18 protein-coding genes and 1 pseudogene are annotated in these 22,208 nt (G+C 40.9%); 9 read left to right on the top strand and 10 right to left on the bottom strand.

The features are described from left to right. Positions 1–178: 178 nt before the first annotated feature. The gene (gene msrA / locus HWQ41_RS15795; protein WP_292764430.1) at positions 179–844 is read right to left on the bottom strand and encodes a peptide-methionine (S)-S-oxide reductase MsrA; all 666 of its coding nucleotides are present in this window, start codon (positions 842–844) and stop codon (positions 179–181) included. A gap of 128 nt (positions 845–972) precedes the next feature. Next, a complete protein-coding gene (locus HWQ41_RS15800) occupies positions 973–2,454 on the bottom strand; it encodes a hypothetical protein (RefSeq protein ID WP_292764432.1) in 1,482 nt (493 codons plus the stop codon). Positions 2,455–2,585: 131 nt separating this feature from the next. On the opposite strand from HWQ41_RS15800, the pseudogene HWQ41_RS15805 reads away from it, so the two are divergent. Continuing rightward, positions 2,586–3,020 (top strand): annotated as a pseudogene (locus tag HWQ41_RS15805) (DUF202 domain-containing protein); the annotation flags it as partial. Positions 3,021–3,244: 224 nt separating this feature from the next. On the opposite strand, the gene HWQ41_RS15810 reads toward HWQ41_RS15805, so the two are convergent. From HWQ41_RS15810 to HWQ41_RS15820, 3 genes are all read right to left on the bottom strand, one after another. Beyond that, positions 3,245–3,475, bottom strand: coding sequence for a hypothetical protein (locus HWQ41_RS15810; protein ID WP_292764435.1), 231 nt, complete (start codon positions 3,473–3,475; stop codon positions 3,245–3,247). 61 nt (positions 3,476–3,536) lie between these two features. After that, on the bottom strand, positions 3,537–4,814 hold the full coding sequence (locus HWQ41_RS15815; protein ID WP_292764437.1) for a hypothetical protein: 1,278 nt from the start codon (positions 4,812–4,814) through the stop codon (positions 3,537–3,539). A gap of 359 nt (positions 4,815–5,173) precedes the next feature. Further along, positions 5,174–7,342 (bottom strand): recombinase family protein, encoded by a 2,169-nt coding sequence (locus HWQ41_RS15820; RefSeq protein ID WP_292764439.1) that lies wholly within the window; start codon positions 7,340–7,342, stop codon positions 5,174–5,176. Positions 7,343–7,420: 78 nt separating this feature from the next. Between HWQ41_RS15820 and HWQ41_RS15825 the strand changes: the two genes are divergently transcribed. Next, positions 7,421–8,776 carry a proton extrusion protein PcxA gene (locus HWQ41_RS15825; protein WP_292764442.1) on the top strand — a complete coding sequence of 452 codons (1,356 nt, stop codon included), beginning with the start codon at positions 7,421–7,423 and terminating at the stop codon, positions 8,774–8,776. Between the two features lie 217 nt (positions 8,777–8,993). On the opposite strand, the gene HWQ41_RS15830 is transcribed toward HWQ41_RS15825, so the two are convergent. Next, positions 8,994–9,188: a hypothetical protein gene (locus HWQ41_RS15830; protein ID WP_292764445.1), complete on the bottom strand. Its 195-nt coding sequence runs from the start codon at positions 9,186–9,188 to the stop codon at positions 8,994–8,996. Between the two features lie 351 nt (positions 9,189–9,539). Here HWQ41_RS15830 and HWQ41_RS15835 point away from each other — a divergent pair, with 351 nt between their 5' ends. Continuing rightward, complete coding sequence (locus tag HWQ41_RS15835; protein ID WP_292764447.1) at positions 9,540–9,734, top strand: hypothetical protein; 195 nt, start codon at positions 9,540–9,542, stop codon at positions 9,732–9,734. A gap of 127 nt (positions 9,735–9,861) precedes the next feature. Further along, entirely contained in the window at positions 9,862–10,482 is a 621-nt protein-coding gene (locus HWQ41_RS15840; protein WP_292764450.1) for a hypothetical protein, read from the top strand. Between the two features lie 178 nt (positions 10,483–10,660). Here HWQ41_RS15840 and HWQ41_RS15845 read toward each other — a convergent pair whose 3' ends face one another. Beyond that, a complete protein-coding gene (locus tag HWQ41_RS15845; protein WP_292764453.1) occupies positions 10,661–10,876 on the bottom strand; it encodes a hypothetical protein in 216 nt (71 codons plus the stop codon). Positions 10,877–10,977: 101 nt separating this feature from the next. Between HWQ41_RS15845 and HWQ41_RS15850 the strand changes: the two genes are divergently transcribed. Then, the gene (locus HWQ41_RS15850) at positions 10,978–12,261 is read left to right on the top strand and encodes an MltA domain-containing protein (protein WP_292764455.1); all 1,284 of its coding nucleotides are present in this window, start codon (positions 10,978–10,980) and stop codon (positions 12,259–12,261) included. 140 nt (positions 12,262–12,401) lie between these two features. Here the strand turns inward: HWQ41_RS15850 and HWQ41_RS15855 are convergent, their stop codons facing one another. The 3 genes from HWQ41_RS15855 to HWQ41_RS15865 all read right to left on the bottom strand — a co-directional run bounded on the left by HWQ41_RS15855 (position 12,402) and on the right by HWQ41_RS15865 (position 15,560). Then, complete coding sequence (locus HWQ41_RS15855; RefSeq protein WP_292764457.1) at positions 12,402–12,635, bottom strand: DUF3134 domain-containing protein; 234 nt, start codon at positions 12,633–12,635, stop codon at positions 12,402–12,404. A gap of 395 nt (positions 12,636–13,030) precedes the next feature. Further along, positions 13,031–13,459 carry a hypothetical protein gene (locus HWQ41_RS15860; protein WP_292764459.1) on the bottom strand — a complete coding sequence of 143 codons (429 nt, stop codon included), beginning with the start codon at positions 13,457–13,459 and terminating at the stop codon, positions 13,031–13,033. 787 nt (positions 13,460–14,246) lie between these two features. Continuing rightward, the gene (locus HWQ41_RS15865; protein ID WP_292764461.1) at positions 14,247–15,560 is read right to left on the bottom strand and encodes a substrate-binding domain-containing protein; all 1,314 of its coding nucleotides are present in this window, start codon (positions 15,558–15,560) and stop codon (positions 14,247–14,249) included. A 1,714-nt stretch (positions 15,561–17,274) separates the two neighbouring features. On the opposite strand from HWQ41_RS15865, the gene HWQ41_RS15870 reads away from it, so the two are divergent. The 4 genes from HWQ41_RS15870 (at position 17,275) to HWQ41_RS15885 (ending at position 21,941) form a co-directional block, all read left to right on the top strand. Continuing rightward, positions 17,275–17,895, top strand: coding sequence for a hypothetical protein (locus HWQ41_RS15870; protein WP_292764463.1), 621 nt, complete (start codon positions 17,275–17,277; stop codon positions 17,893–17,895). 14 nt (positions 17,896–17,909) lie between these two features. Further along, positions 17,910–18,281, top strand: a complete 372-nt coding sequence (locus tag HWQ41_RS15875) for a hypothetical protein (RefSeq protein WP_292764466.1) — start codon at positions 17,910–17,912, stop codon at positions 18,279–18,281. Then, positions 18,235–20,982 carry a hypothetical protein gene (locus HWQ41_RS15880; RefSeq protein ID WP_292764468.1) on the top strand — a complete coding sequence of 916 codons (2,748 nt, stop codon included), beginning with the start codon at positions 18,235–18,237 and terminating at the stop codon, positions 20,980–20,982. The genes HWQ41_RS15875 and HWQ41_RS15880 overlap by 47 nt, the downstream gene beginning before the upstream one ends. A gap of 110 nt (positions 20,983–21,092) precedes the next feature. Further along, the gene (locus HWQ41_RS15885; RefSeq protein WP_292764470.1) at positions 21,093–21,941 is read left to right on the top strand and encodes a hypothetical protein; all 849 of its coding nucleotides are present in this window, start codon (positions 21,093–21,095) and stop codon (positions 21,939–21,941) included. The last annotated feature ends 267 nt before the right edge of the window (positions 21,942–22,208 follow it).

Here is a 22,208-nt window from a genome sequence, read left to right on the forward strand (position 1 = left end):
TACCTGCGTTTCTCCTAAATTTTCAGCATAATCTCTAGTTGACAAAATTAAAATTATCTTAACCTCTCACCAATGGTCCCTCTCCAACTCGGAGAGGGACAGACTTGAACTTGAGTTCAAGGCAGGGAGAGGTTTGTCTAACTCACCTTAATTTGATACCCTACCAATTCCATTTCTATCAACTAACTTGCGATTCAACTACACCCACGGGACAAGAAACATTTGTCCCTCCTAAACCACAATACCCATTAGGATTTTTAGCGAGGTATTGCTGATGGTAAGCTTCGGCGTAGTAGAATTCAGGTGCATCCAAGATTTCTGTAGTAATCTTGCCATAACCTGCACCATTGAGAGCTTGCTGATAAGCTTCCCGCGATGCTTCTGCTAGCTGCTTTTGACTTTCGGAATATACATAAATTCCCGAACGGTATTGAGTGCCAGCATCATTGCCTTGGCGCATTCCTTGGGTGGGATTGTGGCTTTCCCAAAAGACTTTGAGCAGTTCGGCATAACTAATCACTTTGGGATCAAACACAACCAACACCACTTCATTGTGTCCGGTTCGTCCACTACATACTTCTTCATAAGTGGGATTGGGTGTGAACCCAGCAGCGTAACCGACTGCGGTGGTGTAAATTCCTTTAAGTTGCCAGAATTTGCGTTCTGCACCCCAAAAACAGCCCAAGCCAAAAATTGCCATCTCTAATCCATCGGGATAAGGAGGTTTTAGGGGATTTTTGTTGACATAATGAGCCGCCGGTACTGACATAGATTGTGCCCTTCCTGACAAAGCTTCGTCAGCAGTGGGTATAACTTCCTTTTTCCCAAATCCGAATAGTGCCATTGATTTTGACTCTGATATACATCTTTACCTTATTTACTATTTTAACGCTGTAAAGATTCTGGCATCGCTTGGGGTTTTCTCAGAGTCCTCACTGGATTGTGTTGATATTTACAGAAATAGTGCTGAAATCAAGCTCTTGCCTTGAGCGCCTGTTTTGCAATAGTACTAACCCTGGTATCAGAATCATTGCTTAACCGCTCCAAAATTGAAATCGGTATATTGACATTTGTGGCAACTTTTGCGCGAAGATCGTCGCGGGAATGAACTGCGAATTGTTCTAGCAAATGGACAGGGGTATTTGGATGAGCAGCAACAGCTTGTAAAGCATTAGTAAAAACTTGTACACCATTAACCTTAATAAAATGCGGCGTTGGGTTGATTTTTAGATAAAGCTTCTCCAGCGCATCTGAGGGTGTATTGGGGTTTTTAGCGAGATTTAGGAGAAAAATAATGTGTACGCCAGACGGGGCTTGATAGTCTGTAAGTGCAAGCAGCATAGTGGGTGGTGTTCTCAAAGACGATGCGATCGCGTACACTACATCAAACTCATTCATCTGCAACAGATTTTCTAACACTTTTGGAGTGATTTCAGAACGTCTCAACAATTGAATTGCACTTTTTTTATACCATTCAATCTTGCCTAGATTAGCTGGCGAGACTCGCTGACGTTGCTTAACCAAGAACTCTGCAAAAAACTCTAAAACGGTAGAGGTTGCATTGGGATGGTTTGCGGCTTTGAAGGGTACATCTTCATCTGTATCCTGTGCGAGCTTTTCTAAAACCTTTGCAGGAGTTGAAGGATGGGCGGCAACCAATCGCCGGACAGAGGCTCGTCGATCACTGGCTAACTGCTCTAGCAAGTCGATGGATGTTCCAGGTTTTCCCTCGATAAAATTGATGATGGCGATCGCAGTTTCGGAAACATTTGGATGGTTCTTGACCATCTCACGAATTTCATTCCTATTTTCCCCCGCTAGTTTTTCCAATATTGCGCTTGGTACTTGAGGATTTCGACCAATTGCTAGATGCATCGGAGAATCTCTCCAATCTGCAAACTGATTTAGCAGGGATAACGGTGCTTTGGGGTTCTGAGCGATCGCCTGTTTGACATTGCTGCTTCCACTCTCGGCTAGTTTAAGCAACAACGATTCAGAAGTGTTCGGATTTAGATGGATTGCGATAAAGAGGCGATCAAAATCATATCTGTCAGAACTCCTCTGGCGATCCCAGAAACGAGGCGGGTTTTCTACAAGTTGTTCCAGGATGTGAAGAGGTGTCTTTGGATTTCTAGCCACGGCACAAAGAATTTCCTCATCCTCGATTTTAGATAACTGAGCGATCGCGCTTTCACTAGTTGTTGTGCTACGTGCTAAAGAGAGTCTAACGAAATGACTCTCAGGATTTTCCAGCACCAAAAGATTGAAAACCGGGTTCGCAGTAATTGCGTCTGGAAACTCCTTACCTAATTTGAGCAGCACTTTCGTGGGCGTATTCGGATTTCTAGCCACAGCCTCACGAACTTCTGGCTGAGGATGTAAAGATAGTTCTTCAAGCACCACAACCGAGGTATCGTCAGCCGAGGCTAACGCAAAATCGTTGTCATCAAGCATAGTAAAGAATTAGATTTTAGATATAGAATTAGTTTTCCCCAAATCTCAGGGTACTTTTACATTAGACTTTTACGAACTTTCATCAATGTTATGAATACTTGTGAAGAGAAACTTAGCATCAAAAAATACTCATGGATAAAATACCGAAAATTGACCGGCAAAGAGAGCATCAAGCGAACGAACGTACTTTTCTGGCTTGGCTACGCACTTCTATTGCATTGATTGGCTTTGGTTTTGCGATCGCGCGATTTGGTATATTTCTGCGCCAGTTGAATCTTGCTATTACTCAACAAGAACCTCCCATACATCAATTATCTAACTCGGAAAATTTGGGTGTTGCTTTGGTAATTTTTGGAATTTCGACTATTGCGTTAGCTGCGTGGCGATACAACGAAGTTTTTTGGCAAATTGAACGAGCAGATTATAGACCAAATCGGTTAATGGTTTGGATAATGACCGGAGTAGTAATTATTTTGGGACTTTTCAGTATTCCTTTGCTCTTAAGGCGTGATAAAGTACCTTCTCGTTCTCCTGTTCCAATTCAACCACAGTCCCGAAATTTGCAAAGATCAACTCCAAAGCTCAATGTTAAGAACGGGGCAATTACTACTCAATACAAACAAATATTTTTGTTTTTTAAATAGCTCATTAAATAATGGTTAATAAGTCTTATATAAAACTCCTATTTTATTTTTGAAAAAAACTAAACGAGAATACACTATTTTAAGTAAAGGCTCATTCGTAATAGGTTAACTTCCTTCTGCTATAATGCAACTTCTAAGAGCGAATACTACTTTAAATTATCCCGTGCGGCAGCACGAACAATCCTGTTGGGGTCTTGCGTTAGTTGTTGGCAAATGTCGCGGTGAGTATTCGGGTTTTGAGCGATCGCATATCTTTCTGGCCAAAACCAAGATTTATAGTATCTTCCCAGAAATGAACTAGGTATATGAGGATTCATCAGAACCAAAAAGCGAGAAAATGATGAGCGATCGGGAAATTTTAGACATCGATCCAACAAAGGAATCGCCGCTTCTGGTTCTTGAGTCAGTAAACTTTTAACAGCAGCTAAATTGAGTGGATTAAAGTAAAATCCTCCACGTACTGCGGGTTGAGTAGCTAACTGAATTAGTAAATCTTTCGGCGCACCAGGGTTTTAAGAAGGTAATACATTCAGCAATTAATTGAGAAACTCTACGGTGGTTTTCCAGATTATCTAAAATCGTTCGAGGTGTGTCAGCAGAACAAAGAATCTTTAATAAAGTACTTGTATATTCGTGTACTGACTTTTGATTTAAATAAGGTAAAGTGCTTTCATCAATTGCTCCTGCGTACCACAATCGCAGTTCAATTTCTTCTGCATTAATAATTAAACTAGGTAGTTGGGTTCTATCAATTTTTTCTTCCGCTAGCTCACGCCATCCAGTTTCCAATTCTCCAGCATAATTAATATGTAACTTTGCTGCTTCAGCAATAAATTTAAGGCTATTTTTCGCTAGTTTATGGAGTGCTTCTTTGGGTGTTTTCGGATGATTTGCAATAATATTGAGAATTCCTGTAAATGTCTCAAGCTGAGATGCTGCTTTTAAAAAGTTTGTGGATATGTCTGGCAATTGAGCCAGTTTGAATATCAGTCTACGGGGAATAAAAAGAATGAGATTTGGTTTCTTATTTAAAGCCACCTTATCCCAGAAAGTAATGTCATCATTGGGACAATCAAGATGTAACTGAGCAACTTCTGCAACAATATCCTCACCAGATGTTGATAACTCCAATAGTTTTTTTCTAGAAGTATTCTGATGACTAGCTATAACAATTAAAATTGCTCTCCATTGCCAAAACTCTTCACAATAGAACATACTTATAGACCCTATACTCATCCGAAGATACTTAATACCATATTGCTGCTCTAGGGAGAAGTGTCCAAAATATTCATCATTGCGAATACGCTTAATATTAGTCTCACAAATGCCAGCAGCAAATTCTAGAAAAGATGTTTGTGCATTAGATGCACAAACAAGCTTAAAGAGTAATTTCTTCTCAAAACGGTGAGTAAAGTTGACATTTTGCAGAATTGACAAATCATAAGCCGGATTGCTAAAGAATTCTTCAGGAAACAGATATGCTAGTCCGATTAACCATTGTGTTGGTGTATTGGGATTGCTTGCGATCGCTCTTTGCATTTCGACATCTTTGTTAGTTCTGGCTTGTATCGCAAGTTCTCCTAATAAACTACTATCGGCGAGAGGATTTGCAGCAACTAATCTCCTTAGCTCATCATTAATTGCAGCTAATTCTCGTAATCTTTGTGGTGAAGTGTTATGATTTGTTGCTTCTTGCTTAAGCGAATCGAGTGACATTAACTTAACAACCTCTTTTACTATTTCAGGAATATCATTTTTAATTTACTCTGATATTTTAGACGTAGACGTAGGTTGGGTGGAGCGGAGCGCAACCCAACATATATCAGCATGTTGGGTTACGCAAAGCCTCCACCCAACCTACAATTTTTTTGCAACTAATCTTTTATAGAAAAGTCTAGTTTAGACAACTTTGCATAAGTTTTAGATAGTGCTTCTCTGTTGAGTGCAATACAGACCTAACCCCCAGCCCCTTCCCTACAAGGGAAGGGGAGCAAGACTTAAAGCCTCTCTCCGCTTCGGGGAGAGGTTTGGAGAGGGGTTTCAAGAATAAGTTGCACATCGCGTTTGGATAAGTTTTATATAACGGGATGCGTCACACAGGCATTTACTAAAGGTAAGAGCGGCCCTAATTGCTCTTGTCCATTCACGGCTAAATCGCTGTGACACAAATAAACTCTCTCGGATACACGAGACAGTAAATCTGCCAAAATCCTTCGCAGTCGTTGTTCTTCTGCCAATTTCTCATCTTCTGCTGTCCAAGGTTCGCCTAACCTGTCTCGCAGGAAAAACGGCGCACCAAACAATGTCGCCGCACCACCTTTCGCCCATAGAGGTGAACCAGCATCCAGCCAAAAATGCCATCGGTGCGATCGCCGACTAGATCGATATTGAAATATAGTTGCTAATGTGACAGCCTTTCTCACTCCACCGATGGGACGCACAGGGTAAGGGTTGGCGGTGATTGTACCACGTCGCAGTAGTTGAATGAATTCAATAATAGTTGTGTAAGGCGTTGTCTCAACTGGGGCAATTTGTCGTAATCTGGTGTCAATTTCCCAGTAGTGTTGGGCGGTTTCTAATAATTCCCGCAGTGCTGCTAGTTGTTCGTATGGGAGATTGCTACCATTCCACAAAAAACGTTGAATTGCTCTGTCTAAGAGTGAAATGGGACTGGGAATTAAACGCAATTCTTGTTGCGATCGCTGCTGTTCTAACCACTGTAATATCTCATTATAAGCTGTGGTAGCTGCATAGCCGATTCGATCCCAGCGCTCGAAGGCTGATACTGGTAGCAAATTGGGGCGATCGGGATGGGGTAAAAAGCAGTAATCTGCAATCAAACCCGCACGTACCGGATCAATATCAGTAGAGACGCGATTAATCGCGTCTGTAGAGTTATCTGGTACTTGTTGTTTCCTACTCAAAACAACCAGCATTTCTGCCACGGCATCTCGATCTACTAAGCGTCCCAAGCCGGGATAAACTAGTGCCAGCATAGTGAGCAATGCGCGAATGATCGGTGAACTAATTAGCGAACGTTGGTCATTAAGGGATTGTACCTGGATATTTTGTTTAACGAGGATTTCTACTAGAGTATAACGAGCGATCGCATCTAAACCTGGTGCAATAATCGCCACTTGTTCCGGCTGCACTTGCTTTGATTGGATGGCGTTAGCAATAACTTCTGCTGTTTGTCGCAATAATTGGGCGCGGGAGGTGGTTTGAATTGAATGCACAATCTCAGGTAAACTCAACAGTACCATCGGTTCTGTGACTAATTCCACCATCTGTTTAGTGAGTTGCTCACCAAGGGACTCAGCAGGCGGCCCGGTCAAGATTTCTACCCGACAACGCTCTGCTAACCCTTCTAAATAGTTGGGATCTGCTCCCAATCCCAATCGCACTGCACCATCGGGATTGTAGCTAAATGCCCCGACTGCACCTTGATCTAATAGCAACTCAAACAAAAGACGCGCTACGCTAGGATAGTCATCAACATCATCCGCCAGAACCGCCTGATAGCGTTTAGTTAGATGCTGCTGGTAATTGCGATCGCTTAACAAATGCTGACTATAAAGTTCAGTAATAATTCCATAAGTCAGTAATCCCCTCTCTAAACACCAGTTACGCCAATCTAGGAGCAAAGAGGCTAGAAATTCCGGCTCTAAAGTTGTAGTATTTTCCCCCAGACCCCTGGCCAAAATCTGGGCAATATCTTCGCAAGGTATACCACTGTAAGCTGCTAATTGCAATAAGTCTAGAATGCGACGCACTAAGCGAGATTCATTCACTCCCGCAATACGTAAAATTTCTTCGTCTAATTGGGTACGCCAGAGTTTGGTTGCTAACTCTTGTTCCGTTTCTGGCCGCAATCGTACCGGAAACTGTGCCTTCAGGTTCAACGAGTTAATTAGCAACGGCCAAAATAAAATAACTTCATCCTGGAAAAAACCTAGCGGCGTCTTGGCACGAACCGGATATTTTCCTAATGTACATGTAACAATTATATCTCCCAATTCTCGACGATTATCATCATTGGCAGCTAAGACTAAAACTCCTGGCTCTGTTTGTTTAAGATATAAAAATTCGGGTACATGACCACTTTTTTTACGTCCTGGTTTTTTAGTATAAAATGATTCAGTATATTGATTTTCAGATTTTACCCAATTACAAAATTGCTCTACCAAGCGAGCCGTCTTACCACTGCGGCTAGTGCCAACAATCCAAACCGAATGAGAAACCACAAACTTTCTCCTTGTAGATTTGCTAGTATACCTCGTGCGTTAACTTAAGGTTAATAATCACCAAATAATCCTGGATGATTGTCTGCAATGAAAAACTCTGTTTTTAGCCAAAAAATCTATTCTTTCTTACTTGCTGCTTATCGATGGTACTTACAGACTCCTGAACGTTCTTTACATGAAGCTTACGATGCGGCCTTAAAAATTCAGGAAATAGAAGATAAGCATTTCAATGGTAATAAAATAGACATTGACTCAGCCATGTACAGTAACAGCGTCATGGATTATTTTGAGTCAGACCTAAAAAAGCTATTAAAAACTGCGAGGATGCGGCTTACAGAGTTGAAAGCAAGCCGTTGGTTTTTAAATGAAGAAAATCAAAAAGCTGCTCAGAAAGTAGGTATAGAGCATCCCAGTCCTTCTTTGGTTTTGGAAAAGCTAAACTTCATCGATCAAGTTATATCCAAATACACAACAAGTTCTGATCAAATAACTTCTAAAGCTTTAGTAGTCAAACCTCCAAATCTACCAGTTAACTCTGTCATATCTGACGACAAGTCGCTACTCGTCAATACTCCAACGTTACCACCCAAAATAGCAACTCAAGACTCGGATAACAAACCAAAAATAAAGCGTAAAACCGATACAATCGGCGTTTTACCCCGCTCTATTTTAAGTACTATCAGTCGTCTGCAAGTTGAATTAGACCCTAATTCTGAACAAGAGGTAATTCAGAATTTTCGTCAGACTCAAAGAAGAACAATAATATCTATCAGGTTTATTTTACTATTAATTATCGTACCACTTTTGACGCATCAGATAGCAAAAGCTTTCGTAGTCGGCCCAACTCTTGAGCGGTTTAGAAGCAATGAGCAAATGCAGATATTCCTGAATTCTGAAATGGAAGAGGAAGCTCTTGTAGAATTAGAAGGATTTGAAGAAAAGCTCAAGTTTGAAAATCTCATTAGAAATGCCCCTCCACTGTCGTCTGAGCAGATGGAAATTGAAATGAAAAAGAAGGCTATTGAGCTTGCTGAAGAATTTCGTCACGAAAGCTCTAATGCGATCAAAAATGTTTTTGCAGATATTTTCTCGGTGGGTGCTTTTATCTGGCTGTTGTTAGTCAGCAAGTCTTCTATTGCTGTGCTCAAAGATTTCTTTGATAATATTGTCTATGGACTTAGTGATAGTGCCAAGGCATTTATCATCATTTTGTTTACTGATATATTTGTAGGATTCCACTCTCCTCATGGCTGGGAAGTATTGCTAGAAGGTGTATCACGCCATTGGGGATTACCAGCAAATCGAGATTTTATCTTCTTATTTATTGCTACATTTCCGGTGATTTTAGATACCATTTTCAAATATTGGATCTTCCGATATTTGAACCGGATATCGCCTTCCGCAGTTGCTACTTACCGTAATATGAATGAATAGGGAATTGGGCATTGGGCATTGGGCATAGAGTCTTCAACAGTAAGACTGGCAAGAAGATAAGCGAGGAGAAGGAAGATAAGGAAATTCCTGCTCATGGGGACAGTCCTGGCAGCACAGCAATGAAGTATTACTGCCAAGCTATTAAAGCTCGCGGGTGGCAACAGCAACAATAGAAGTATTACAGAGCAGGAAAATTTTTTCTTTCCTGCTCTACTACCTAACCTTGCCCAGGTGAAGAATTAATTCGCCTTTGTAATTCGGCTTCAAACTCCTCATCAGTGGTGCAAAGCACACCCGGACGCTCACTTAATTTGTCCATGTACTTGTGAAATGCTTCCGTGTCCTGTGGATGAGTCCTGACGTAACTCAATAATTGGGCGTCAGACATTGCATCAAAATTGATTTGGTTCACTTAACAAATACCTCCCCGTTGGGAAAGATTTCTACTTCAATTGTGTCTCCAATCAACACGAAAATTCGTTTGCTACGTTCGTCCATCCGAACTACGTTGATTGGCTGCATCAAGTTACTTGCTGCAACGCATCGGCGATACAGCGCTTGTAATTGTTTTAGCGTCGCTCCCTGTGCAAGAAGTGCGATCGCCCCGGTAATGACAAAGCGATCTCACTCGTGGAAAGTTGCCTTTCCGAACACGGATGTATTTTGCATCCGTTTTTGAAAAGTTAACTGGGTGAAAAATTTTCAACAATTGGTAGACATGAGTTGGTTTTGGGCTAGATACATACAGCCCTATTCCAAAATCATGAACAATCCACAAAAGAAACCAAACCCGGCGGCTGATGAGCTTGCAGCCCTGCGTCAAGAGTTGAGCGAGTTCAGGAAGGACTTTGCCAAGTTCAATCAAGAACTATCTCTCAAAATCGCTTTTGGCGTTATCGGATCAATCATCCTCATGTCAATCCTTGGTGGGTTTTTGTCTCTCCTTTTTAGGGGATAGGGGTATGAAAATTAAGCTCTGGCGATCGCATCCGGCGCATCCGGTGATGACAAATGCGTAGGCGCAGCCCGCCGTAGGCATCGCTTTTTGGGCTTTCTAAATATAGTCTGTTGAAAAAATAGTTAAAATGGATTCACAAAGCATACTGACTCTGGCCAAACTTGGTGACGCAAATGCGATCGCGGCACTGATAAATAACTCCTTAAAAGGAAAACGTATTATTGCTAAAGTCACCAAAAAAGATGACTGTTTACAGGTCATTCTAGAATCGCCAGAAGTACCGAGCCAAGAGTCATTAGTTAGCACTATTCGCAAGGGTTTAATGTCGTTAGCCCCTGAATCTATTAGCCACGTCAAGATATACGCGCGTCAATCAGAAGGCAGTCACGTAGTCTGGAGTGAAAGATTTAGCTTAACTACTACAGAAACCCCAAGAATACCCGATTTTAGTCCACCAATGAGTGCAGAAGCATCTGGGCATCTCAAAAAAGAGGCTCGGAAAAGAGAGATAGAGCTTGGTTTAGTGTTTTGGGGCTTAATCTTCTTATTTGGCGGATGTACTACCTATGTAGGCGGCTATCCTTGGACTTGCCAGCAAGCTGAAAATGCAGTGCAAGAGGCGCAAAAAGATTTAGACGATGCTTTCAATAAAGCCGAACAAGGAAAATTAGATGACAAGCGTCTAAATGGCTATATTTACGTTCTTGATCATCAACAAGGTGTAAGAGATAGAAAATGTAGTAATTGAGTCGTTTGCAGCATAAACTGTCCCTTCTTCATCGTAAAAGTTGATCGCTTCTATGCGTTCCGAAAAAATTTCAGGAATACCCTATTTCCCCATCCCCCTCTACCTCCATCGCCCGATTAACGGCAATGCTAAGGCAGCACATTAAATTTTCAAGGTTCTCTTACCCAAGGCAGAGGCATCAGTGCGCTGTTGAGATTCCTTTGGCTAGGGGAAGAGTGCGAACAGCAAGTGTTGTCAGCAAGTGCTGTTCGTGTTTTGAGGCGATAGCTAATGTGTCAGCAAAAGTGATCGCTTTTTTGTTGTCAGCAGACAATAGACAAAATAGTACTTTGCCTCTGCCAGCGAGTAGGGAGCGATCGTACCGGGCAAGGGGCGATCGCATTTTTGTGGACAAGTTACCTTTCCTAATACAGATGTAAAACTCATCCGCATTTGAAAAGTTAACAAGCTGTTCAGTTTTTGTCCCGGTGATAATCTTAAAAATTTTGAATTTTGATGAAAAAGACACTTGCTGGGTTAGGAAAGTTTAGCAAAATTATCGCCATTAGCTTACCTGTGGTTTTATCGATTTTGCTGGTGCGAATGCAATCTTTGGCGTATCGGGAACTTAGTCCGCCAGAATGTCGTGTGAAAAAGTGGGATATACCAGTGTCCTTGACTGCTAAAAATCAAGATGCATTTTCACAAAAGCAAAAAGTACCATTAATTCAGAGACTACCAGTTACTTGTTGTCAAGATGATACCTCTTGTTTCGATGAAGTAATCTATGGACAAATACCAGACAAAAAGGCACTGATAAGTGCGATCGCTCGCAGTCTTCAATATCTGCAAACAGCTAATGCTGCGGCTGCTTATAAAAACTATCCGGTGGCTGGGATTACGCGCGATCGCGTGTTCAAAAGCTTGAAAAGATTCCGCGAACTTCTATTAAAAACTAATTCTGCAATAGAATTACATCAAGCCATCGAGCGGGAATTTGTTCTTTATCAGTCAGTCGGTAAAGATAACAAAGGTTCCGTTTTATTCACCGCCTATTATGAGCCACTTTACGCCGCCAGTCGCGTCCCCACAACAGAATATCGCTATCCTGTTTATCAGTTACCTCCTGATTTAAACTCCTGGTCTAAGCCTCATCCTACACGCTTGGAGTTAGAAGGAGTAGATGGTTTACAAGGCGCAAAAGGTAAATTGCGAGGATTAGAGTTGTTTTGGTTTCGCGATCGCCTGGAACCATATCTAACTCAAATTGAAGGTTCGGCGAGACTTCAGCTTCCCGATGGTACTCAAACAACAATCGGTTATGCCGGTAATACCGCTTATAATTACAAAAGCATTGGCCGAGAATTAGTGAATGATGGCAAATTACCGCTACAAGGTATAACTATGCCAATTATTCTCGACTATTTCCAAAAGCATCCCCAAGAATTAAATATTTATATTCCGCGCGATCGCAGCTTTGTTTTTTTTCAAGAAAATCACGGTGAGCCAGCCCAAGGTTCTATCAAGGTACCACTAACAGCAGAGCGTTCTATTGCTACAGATAAATCTCTCATGCCTCCTGGTGCTTTAGCGTTGATTCACACTTCTATTCCCTTTGTTAATCCTACCGGAAAAATGGAGGAGCGCATCGTTAGTCGCTATGTTCTTGACCAAGATACCGGAGGCGCAATTAAAGGTGCAGGTAGGGTAGATTATTTTTTAGGTACTGGGAAATTAGCAGGCGATCGCGCTGGTATTACAGTCAGCAATGGACAATTATTTTATCTATTACTCAAGTAGTTAACTTAACCTCAAATCGGCGGTTAGAAACCGCATCTACACAGTCAAAACCCGCCTGCGCGGGTTTCAAACTCTTGATTTGACCTTAAGCCCACCTGCGTGGGCTAAGTTTGTGTAGCCGCGAATTCCATTTGCCAGGGCTAGGCTTCTATATCCATCTCAGCATCGTCATCGTCATGATCATAAGGGATATCGTCAAGGTCGATCATTTCTGAAATTTCTTCTACTTCAGTTAGATACTCAGATTCTTGATGTTCACGCTCGATTAGACGACCAGTTGACTTTAGCCATTCCAAAAGAATAAACTCATTACTTGTACGAATTACAGGCGCTCGCTGGTTACGAGGTTCTTCACGCAAAGGACTTATAGGCATAAAAAAAACTCACTTTGAATTACAGGTTAGCGTACAAAAACATCACAATTGTACATTAAGGTTAAAAGCCTTATATAATATCATGTCCGGGTAATTAGTTGTGATTCCCATAGTCATTGCACCCCACACGCCAGTCGCTCATGGGGGAAACCCCCAAGACCGCGCTGGCTCCCCTTAATCCCCTCCCCGCCGGCGGGGAGGGGAGACAAAACGCAGCTTTGGCTCTTTGGGGTTCTTCGGGTTTAATAAGTAATCAAGCGGACATGATATAACAAGCCTTTTCTCAACAGATGAAATATGAACCATTGAGTTTTTCATCTCAAATCCGTCTACTTACTTACCATTAAAATGTCTTCGCGTCAGTCCTAATAATAAATCTTCAAGCGGACGCGATCTCACAAGGCATTTGGTAGCTTGGCGAGAGTTTCATACATATTAGAGGGCAATGCAGACAATCTGTTCGCTACAGCTACTGCATCAGCTAAGTTACTAAATTGACACCGGACTATATCTTGTCCATTTCCTGAAGGGAATCGCTTTCTAGCTTTGTTAGATACAGCACAAATAATCGCTAAAGCTTTGGCGAACCCATCTTTTGTCAATATTGTTTCTTGAGCGAACCCTTCAACAGGAATAAGGCAAACTTCAAAGCGATAGCCCGGTCTGGGAGAAACAGCTATGTCAATATATGGTTTATCTTCTTTCCTGATTCGGCGTAAATATTTGGCTGTCGAATTAGTATCATGCAAATCAGTCCCAAGGGCGTAAGTAAAAAAACAATCTTCAGTAAGGGATTCAGGACGGGTAATTATATCCGTTGGCATAAGTTAAAGTACTATCCTTATGTTGTCTGGCTTTGTGACACACTTTACTGTTCGTTCTTCTTAGCACATTTTTTGATAGTGAGATGTATCAGTTTCACGCGAAGTATTGCAATACAGTTCGGATCACTAAAAATTTCAAGTTTTGGAACGCTGAAGACTTTCATCTCTAAAGGTCTTAGCTTTATTAACTTTGAGACTATGACCCATCCCTTGGATATCTATCAACGCACATAAACTGACATAAAACATCTCCAGAATCAAAGGGTGTAGAGATTTAGATTCGGAGAGGCGTCTATATAGTCAGTTACATGACCGAAAATATTTCTCAACTAACTAATTATAACATAGTTGACGGTTGAACTTTTTTCAACTATATCTCGGTTGATATTGATACCCCGAAAACAGCAAAAATACCTAAAGTAATTGGTGCGTCTCATTCACTCAGCATCTAGAAGAGAAGCAATCTTCAACCCCTGCGATCGCTTAACTTCATACCCGACGAGAACTAACAGCGATCGCAATCACAAACTACTACTTATAAGCTTTCAGGCTACTCAATTTACGAATGAGATAAACTGCTAAAACGCTTGGCTATGTACTGCTGAAAATGCCCTAAATTTGCTAAATATTAAAGGCATATTCAAGAGTTATTGATATAAATCATCCCCTAAATAAATCCCCAGGATTGTAAATATAATCCTGGGGTATAACCTTCATATCCTTGCCAAGATATTTATAAATCTAAAGGAGGCAAGGGCGGTTAAGACCAAAAACGGTATTCACGCAATTATGGAGCTAAGTAAGTATTGACAAGAGTTGTAGCCTGCTTTTTAATGGCATCGGGAAGAGGAGCATATCCCCGAGCAGTAGCTATGTTGTTCGGGTTGGTTGTGACATTTGCTGGTGCTGGAACAGGTGGTACTCCTAAAGCCCAGTTGATGAATCCTTTAATACCAGCTGCTACCTTAGCGTCTGCGTATTTTCCATAAAATAGCACGTAACTTGCGTTAACAATGGGATAAGCATTTGCAGCTGTTGGATCAGTGACTACGAGTTTAATCCGCCGAGCATTTGCATCTTGGTCAGTCGCACCGACAAAAGCATTTCCAATTGAAGTTGGTGAGATGGGGTTGTAAGTACCTGCCTTGTTCTGTAAGACAGCAGCTTGCAGACCATTAGCTAACCGCGTAGCACTATCCACATAACCAATTGCACCAGCAGTAGTTTTGATCTTGGTGGCTACACCTCCACTTTTTGAGGCAAATTGGAAATTGGCTGGCCAAACAACTGTATTGGCTGGTAGTGGATTGGGTATACCGCCAGCTTGAGCAATACTTATTTCACCAACTCCTCTGTTCCATGTAGCACCAAATGCCGCCTTGAGATGACTGCTTAAAGTAAAAGTGTTACCACTACTGTCACTACGATATACTACAACAATGGGCTTGTTGACTGCAATTATTGCGCCGCCGTTATCTGCTTTAATTTTGGCATCATTCCAATTTGTGATGGTGCCGTTAAGAATACCAAGGTAAGTAGCTCGTGAAAGTTTAATTCCACCTGCTGGTACATTTAGACCAGTGGGGTTGTAAGCTAACGCAATTCCGACGGTGATCACAGGCACTTGGATGGGGATACCAGTATTGGGACCTGCACTAAGTTTTTCTGTTCCTGTTATGGGGTCATCACTAGCTGCAAAAGAGACTGGGGGATTGATAGTTGCCCCAGTCGCGGGTGGTGGGGTTTGAGTGAAAAAAGCTGTTAACCCTGCACTACTATTAATCGAAGCATATCTGAATGTAACGAGCGGATTGACTGAACCTGGAGGATTGAGGGTTGAAGGATTTCCAAGACCGTAAGTGTTAAACCATGAGCCTTGTGGGGCATAAGGAGAGGTAGTTCCTATACCCACAAACAAAGTATTTACACTGCCTGCACCTGCACCATTTATGGAGGTTACTCCAGCTGGGGCAGGGGTCGTGGCGGTCTGAGCTAGAGATTTCTGAGTAGCAGATTGACCTACTACTAAACCAGTTGCGATGACAAGTACAGAAATTGAACTTGCTAAATAGGTCAATTGACGATCGCGATAAAAAGCCATATCAAGCTCCTTCAAATTAATTTCCGGTTCCACACCATATCAAATCCAAATCAAGTGTCAAACTGGCGATTACAAACAACCTTCTATAAGCACAACAAATTGACATTAAAAAGGTTATTAATAAATCAATAGTTTGCACAAAACGCCGAGGAATGTAGAGCAAATCAGAGGTAAACTTTGAAAGATGTAGAGGGCGTTAAGCTATTCCTAATCCACCCAATTGCATAATTAGTCGTTAGTTAAAAACTCTACATTTCCAAAGTAAGTTTGTATAAATAAACATTCAGTGGCTTGAGGATAAGGGAGTGGTTACTAGGTACTATGAATCATGCCTCAATTCCCATTTTCAGTCTCTTATTCCGTTTTAAAAAGCCATGTTTAATTTTACCCACTTACTTATTATTTGGGATGGCAATTTCATCTGAATTATGAAAATCACTTTCTTTAATGTAGACGCGCAGTAGTTTGCCACAAGCTACCGCTAAATGCGAAGTAAAGAAAGTCAGATTTTCACAAATCTTTTAGGACTGCTATAGCTAATAGCTGTTAAAATTTGCCAACGAAATCAACAGTATAGTGTTAAGGTAAAGATTAAATCATGATTAGATTATGGAATGATTAAAAAACTTAAATATTTTTCTGGAATTTAGAGGTGTTTGAAAAGTGGTTTTTGTAGCGCTTTTTTATTAATTCGCCAGAGTAAAATCTAAAAATTTCGCTTACATATAGTTTTGCTTATTAAGCTTTTTTTTAGAGGTTTTAATAAGTATTTAATAGAGGTTACGCAGTTGACAAATTAACCAGTATATGTATCAACTAAAATACGTTGTTTCAGCATTTTATTAGTTGCGTAGGTGCAACCGAACCAAGGCATCGCAAAAAAATAGCTGAAAAATCAGGAGCATCTCAGTGAAAGCAAATATATCAGATGAGAAACAAGATTCTTGCTCCCTCTCCTTGGTAAGGAGAGGGTTGGGGTGAGGTTTTACAAGGCTTTTTACACTCATTGAGATGCAAGAGAAAAATCTAGCTATAATACCAGAAACCTATACTCCGTATTTGGCGTTTTCTGTCAACGGGTAAGCTACGGTATATTTTTTGACAACCAAACAATTTGTAAACATTCGGAATATTTAGACAAAAGGATAAAGCGTGGTATATTTCGTGCTATCGACGATAGACTGATTAACGCCTATGTGAATAGTAGTGCTAGTATAATCTCCAAAAGTATTCCCAAACTCCTTTACAAATGGGATACTTTAGCCACTGCGTTGCAACTTCTCCAAATTTGGAGTAAATCATGTAGTAATTTCTAGTGCGTTAGGTAAGGATAAAACTTTACAAAAGGGTTAGTTGGAGGAATAAAATGTTTTCTCTAGAACTTGTAACTATGCTCCCAAGTATTGTCTGGCGTTTCTACCGGATTCTCCAACCTCTAACTGAGGCAAAAGCGCCGGGATAGAAAAAATTTAGCAGGACTGTAGCAGTTCTGGTTTCAAGCTCGAAACCTAGTTTCTCAAACCACGCATACTTAGCTTTTAAATAAAATTTAATATTCTATTAACTTAGCTTAATAAAAATTAATATATCATGTAGAACTTTACTACAAACTTCATAATTTTATTAAAAATGAATGTTCAATCATGTTAAGTTATAAATAACTGTAAAGTTTTAGACAACCAACACTCATAGTACGCCATAGGAAAATTAGCAAATGTCTAGACAAAGTTCTCATGAGAGAAACTTTTTCAAAGCTTTAACTGGTAGTGCGGTCAAAGGATTTCATAACTTAAGACTGGGACTGAAATCTGGCCTGATTATTCTGGTTGAGTCTGTACCTTTTTTGATTGCTTGTGCTGTACTTGTAAGCGTTATCAGCCTAAAAAGTCCTATCCTGCTCTTTTGTTTACTAGTTGGTAGTTTAATTGCAATCATCACCCAGCAGATTGGGGAGCAGGTGAATTTACCAAGGCGATCGCTAGTATTATTACAAATTTTAGCAGCAGCCATCATCCTGAGTTTATATTGGTTAGACTGTTTTGCAGCCCCCGCCCAAGCACAGTTTTTTGGAGAAGCTGAAAAGTTTTTCAAAAAAACCTTACAAAATGGTTCAGGAACAAATGCTGGTAGTAGCGACACACCAGTAAGCTTGATATTTAATGTGTTACGGGCGATTTACTTACTCTATATTGCAATTTCCCTGGTTGGTGTGATTAACGCAGTGCGTAAAGATGAAGATTGGCAAAGCATTGCCAGAACTCCCCTATTAGTCGTTGTTGCTGTTACCATTGCTGATGTACTCACACGCTTTGTAATTGGCGATAGCAGTAAATAATTCAGATATTTAAAATGTCTCAAGAGCGGGAACAAGAATTTCGTCCAGTCAATCAAGTTCTGGGAAGCCAACCTTCATTAGGACCAATTCCGGCCGATCAAATTCTTCCTTGGACGGTAATTGCCTTAGCCTCCTACTTTATAATCAATGGGATTTTTGGTGGGATTTTCCAAGAAGAGTTTCAAAAATGGTTGTGGACAGTACTGATTACTGGTTGGGGAATCGGAACTTGGTGGATTTTAACTGGTGGTAGGAGTTGGAGCTTTTTAAGTAAATTTATTGGCGTTCCCGCTTGGACAAGAGGCTTTGCTCGTTATCAAAGCTTACTAGAAGTTAACCATGAAGCAAAAAATCGGAAAACAAAGCGTCGGCATCGCCGGAAATGAAAGTAGATTAACACCATTTGAAGATGCCTTACACTTGGCGACAATGCTACGTGTCGCAATGAATGGACGTGATATTGGCGCTTACCTTTTGACAAAAGGCACTCAAAAAGATCGCTTCTGCTTTGTTTTTGGTTTTGACTGTAAGGGAATTCATACCACCTTAAGACCTGAACAAATCGATACACTTTTTAATAACATTGAAGCCGGATTGAAAGACATCCCTAGCGGTGAAAGAATGACACTGCATTTGGGATCTTTTAGTTCAGACAAAGAGCGCCAAAAAGAATTAGCATCACTCATCAGAAATACGCCATCACGAGATATCAAATATCTGTTGATGGCGGAAAGAGCTAGAGTCAAAGAACTGACTATTTCTGGTATTCGTAAGCCAAAATTTTTGCGGATTTATGTCACTTATACCATTGAATCCAACTCCACACATGCAGATGATTGGATAGAGAAGCTTTTAGTCAAAGCTGAATCATGGTGGTTGAAATTCAAAGGTGAACTCACAGAAGTAGAAAATCAGCGCATTGAAACCCTGATCATAAATGCTTATAAACAGGGTTTTCTGCGTTGGGAACAAATTTTATCTAACCAAATGGGATTGGATGTCAAGCCTTTGAAAGCTGATGAACTTTGGGAGGAAATCTGGAGAAGGTTTAATGATACAGATCCAATAGATATTCCCCAGTTAATGACTTTAGATGAACAAGGACTGCACGAGCAAGTTAATTCAGATTTAGCTAGTACTAAATTGCTTGTAGACAATATCCACGGCACAACTTTGCTGATGGAGTCTAGCATACCTTGTGCCGATCGCCGCTGGGTTAATGTTAACAATCGTTATATTGGCGCACTGTCATTTCTCGAAAAACCTGGAGGTTGGTCAAACAAATCTACCCAACTGCGCTATTTATGGGAACTGTTGGCCAGAGAAACAGTAGTAGATACAGAGATTTTTTGTGAGTTGACTGCCGCAAATCCAGCCGTGGTGAAAACTACCCTGCAACGAGTGCTGAAACAGTCAAACATGACGACAATTATGGCTCAAGAAAAAAGTAAAACTATTGATGTCAATGCTCAATTAAAGTTAAAGAAATCGGTAGCAGCCCAAGAACAATTATATGAAGGTGCAGTCCCGATTTATACGAGTGTCGTCATTTTGGTACATCGTCCAACTGTAGAGAAATTAGATGAGGCAACAAGATATATTGAAAACTGTTTTCAACGTCCAGCAAGAGTAATTAGAGAAACTGAGTACGCCTGGAAAATTTGGCTACAAACTCTACCGATAGTTTGGGAAGGTTTGTTAGCAACACCTTTCAATCGTCGCCAGCTATATTTAACAAGTGAAGTTCCCGGATTAATGCCTTTAGTTTTAACTAAAAGAGGTGATAAAGAAGGCTTTGAGTTGATTGCTGAAGAAGGCGGAACACCCGTACATTTAGATTTATTTAATCAACACAAAAATTTAGCTTTGTTTGCGACAACTCGTGCTGGTAAATCGGTGTTGGTATCAGGGATTTTAACTCAGGCTTTGGCGCATGGCATTCCGGTAGTGGCGTTAGATTTTCCCAAACCTGATGGTACATCTACTTTCACTGACTACACAGAGTTTATGGAGGGGAATGGAGCCTATTTTGATATCTCTAAACAATCGAATAACTTATTTGAACAGCCAGATTTACGATCGCTAGATCCAGAACAACAGCGCGATCGCTTCCTCGATTATACCGCCTTCCTAGAATCAGCTTTAATGACAATGGTTTTAGGATCATCTACTGAAAGTCAAATTTTATCGCAAACCGTGCGATCGCTGCTCAACCTAGCATTAGAAGCCTTCTTTGCAGATGAGGGCATCAAAGAGCGATATCGACAGGCGATGGCGGGAGGATTTGGCACTCATGCTTGGCAGAAAACCCCTACCTTAAAAGATTTTCTCTTTTTCTGCTCACCAGAATACTTGCAGCTAGATTCTTTAAGTGGCAGAGTAGAAGACGCCCTCAGTCAAATTCAGCTGCGCTTGCGGTTTTGGCTTTCTAGTCGTGTGGGACAAGCCATTTCTGCACCATCCAGCTTTCCTACCGATGCACAACTTTTAGTTTTTGCGCTCAGAAACCTATCAGATAATGAAGATGCAGCCGTACTATCCTTGAGTGCCTATTCAGCAGCACTACGACGCGCACTCAGCAGTCCAGCTTCTATATTCTTTATCGATGAAGCACCAATTCTATTTGAATTCGAGCAAATTTCTGACTTAGTTGGCAGGATTTGTGCCAACGGCGCTAAAGCCGGTATCAGAGTCATCCTATCAGGACAAGATCCTGATACTATTGCCAAATCTAAAGCTGCATCTAAAATTTTGCAAAACCTGACAACACGATTGATTGGACGGATTCAGCCAGTTGCAGTGGATAGTTTTGCAGACATCTTAAAGTATCCCCGCCAAGTTATTTCTCGTAATGCCTCAGAAAGCTTTTTTCCCCGCAAAGAAGGCGTTTATAGCCAATGGCTACTAGATGATAACGGTATTTACACATTCTGCCGTTACTATCCAGGTTACGAACAATTAGCAGCAGTTGCAAATAACCCCTCTGAACAAACTGCACGTAGCAAAATGATGCAACTTCATAGCAATAAATATGAAGCAATTTCTGCATTTGCACGTCAGTTAGTGGCTAATTTACGTAGTAGTTAATCGAGTTATGTAAGTAGTTAACAGTGATTCAAAAAGTTAGAAATCATAGTGAAAAAGTTAAATTTATGACTGACTACTTAATTTCATCTACCTTTTTCAGGCACAAATCTATGCAAAAAACTACCATTTTGACTTTGACGTTGCTATCCCTGGCAATCCTACCAGCAATGGCACAAATTCAGACGAGCGGATTAGGCGAGGTTTGGACTGATTTTAAATCATATTCCACAGATTTACAAGATTACCTTCAATATAATCTCAGCGACAACTTAAAGCCTGTAGAAGTACAAAGTCAAAATGCTCTAAGTAATTCCAAGGGAGACTTGAATCTACCTAACCCCGTCGCTGCGGGAAAAACAGTTCGTGATAATTTGATTGACTACTCTTCTAGTTCAGACTCTAGATCAAACCGCTTTGAGAATAATTCCGCAGTGCAGGGAAATTTAGTTAGTAATGAACTAAATCGTGTAATTACCCGTGGAGTAGCGGTAGGAGTTCTTGGTAAAAATGGACAAATTCGGACAAAAGTAAAGTTAGAAAATACTGAAAACACACTAAAAAATATTGCCGATATTACCGACCAGGCAGAGGTAGGGGGCAAAGGATTTATTGATAAAGTTGCCAATTTAATTCCTACACCTGCTTCTACTCCTGTAGCTGCTACTGCTGGAGATATTGCAACTACCGGTGCTATTTCGGCTTTATCACAATTAATAGGTGCTACTCAATTGCAAAGTATTAAGATTCAACAGGCACAATCACAAATTCTCGGTGAAACATTTGCTCAGACAATACAAACGAATCAGTCTTTACAATATTCTAATTTAAATTTAGCAAATATTTCTCAGCAAGCAGAAGAGGCGAATCGCGCTCGGAGAGTAGAAACATCTACAGAAGCGGCGCGACTTTTACGAGCTACTTCTCAACTAGATTTGTTTGGCAGAAAAGTTGGGAAGTAGGATTTTAGGATAAAAAAACTCTAACTTTCCAGACAATTTTTAAAATCCTTAAGAGGTTGTTTGAAAAGTGGTTGCCTGTGATTTGAGGGACTTATTGATCCCCCCTAGCCCTCCTTAAAAAGGCTACGGTGTACACACAAGTCGAATTACCCCCCTTAATCCCCACTTATTAAGGGGGGAAACAAGAAATCTAGTTTCCTCACGCCACATGCTTCAAGTCGGGCATTGCCCGCCCAACGCAGTGGCTCCCCTTTATAAGGGGAGGGT

This window comes from Nostoc sp. NOS(2021), assembly GCF_017115025.1.
Classification (GTDB): domain Bacteria; phylum Cyanobacteriota; class Cyanobacteriia; order Cyanobacteriales; family Nostocaceae; genus Nostoc.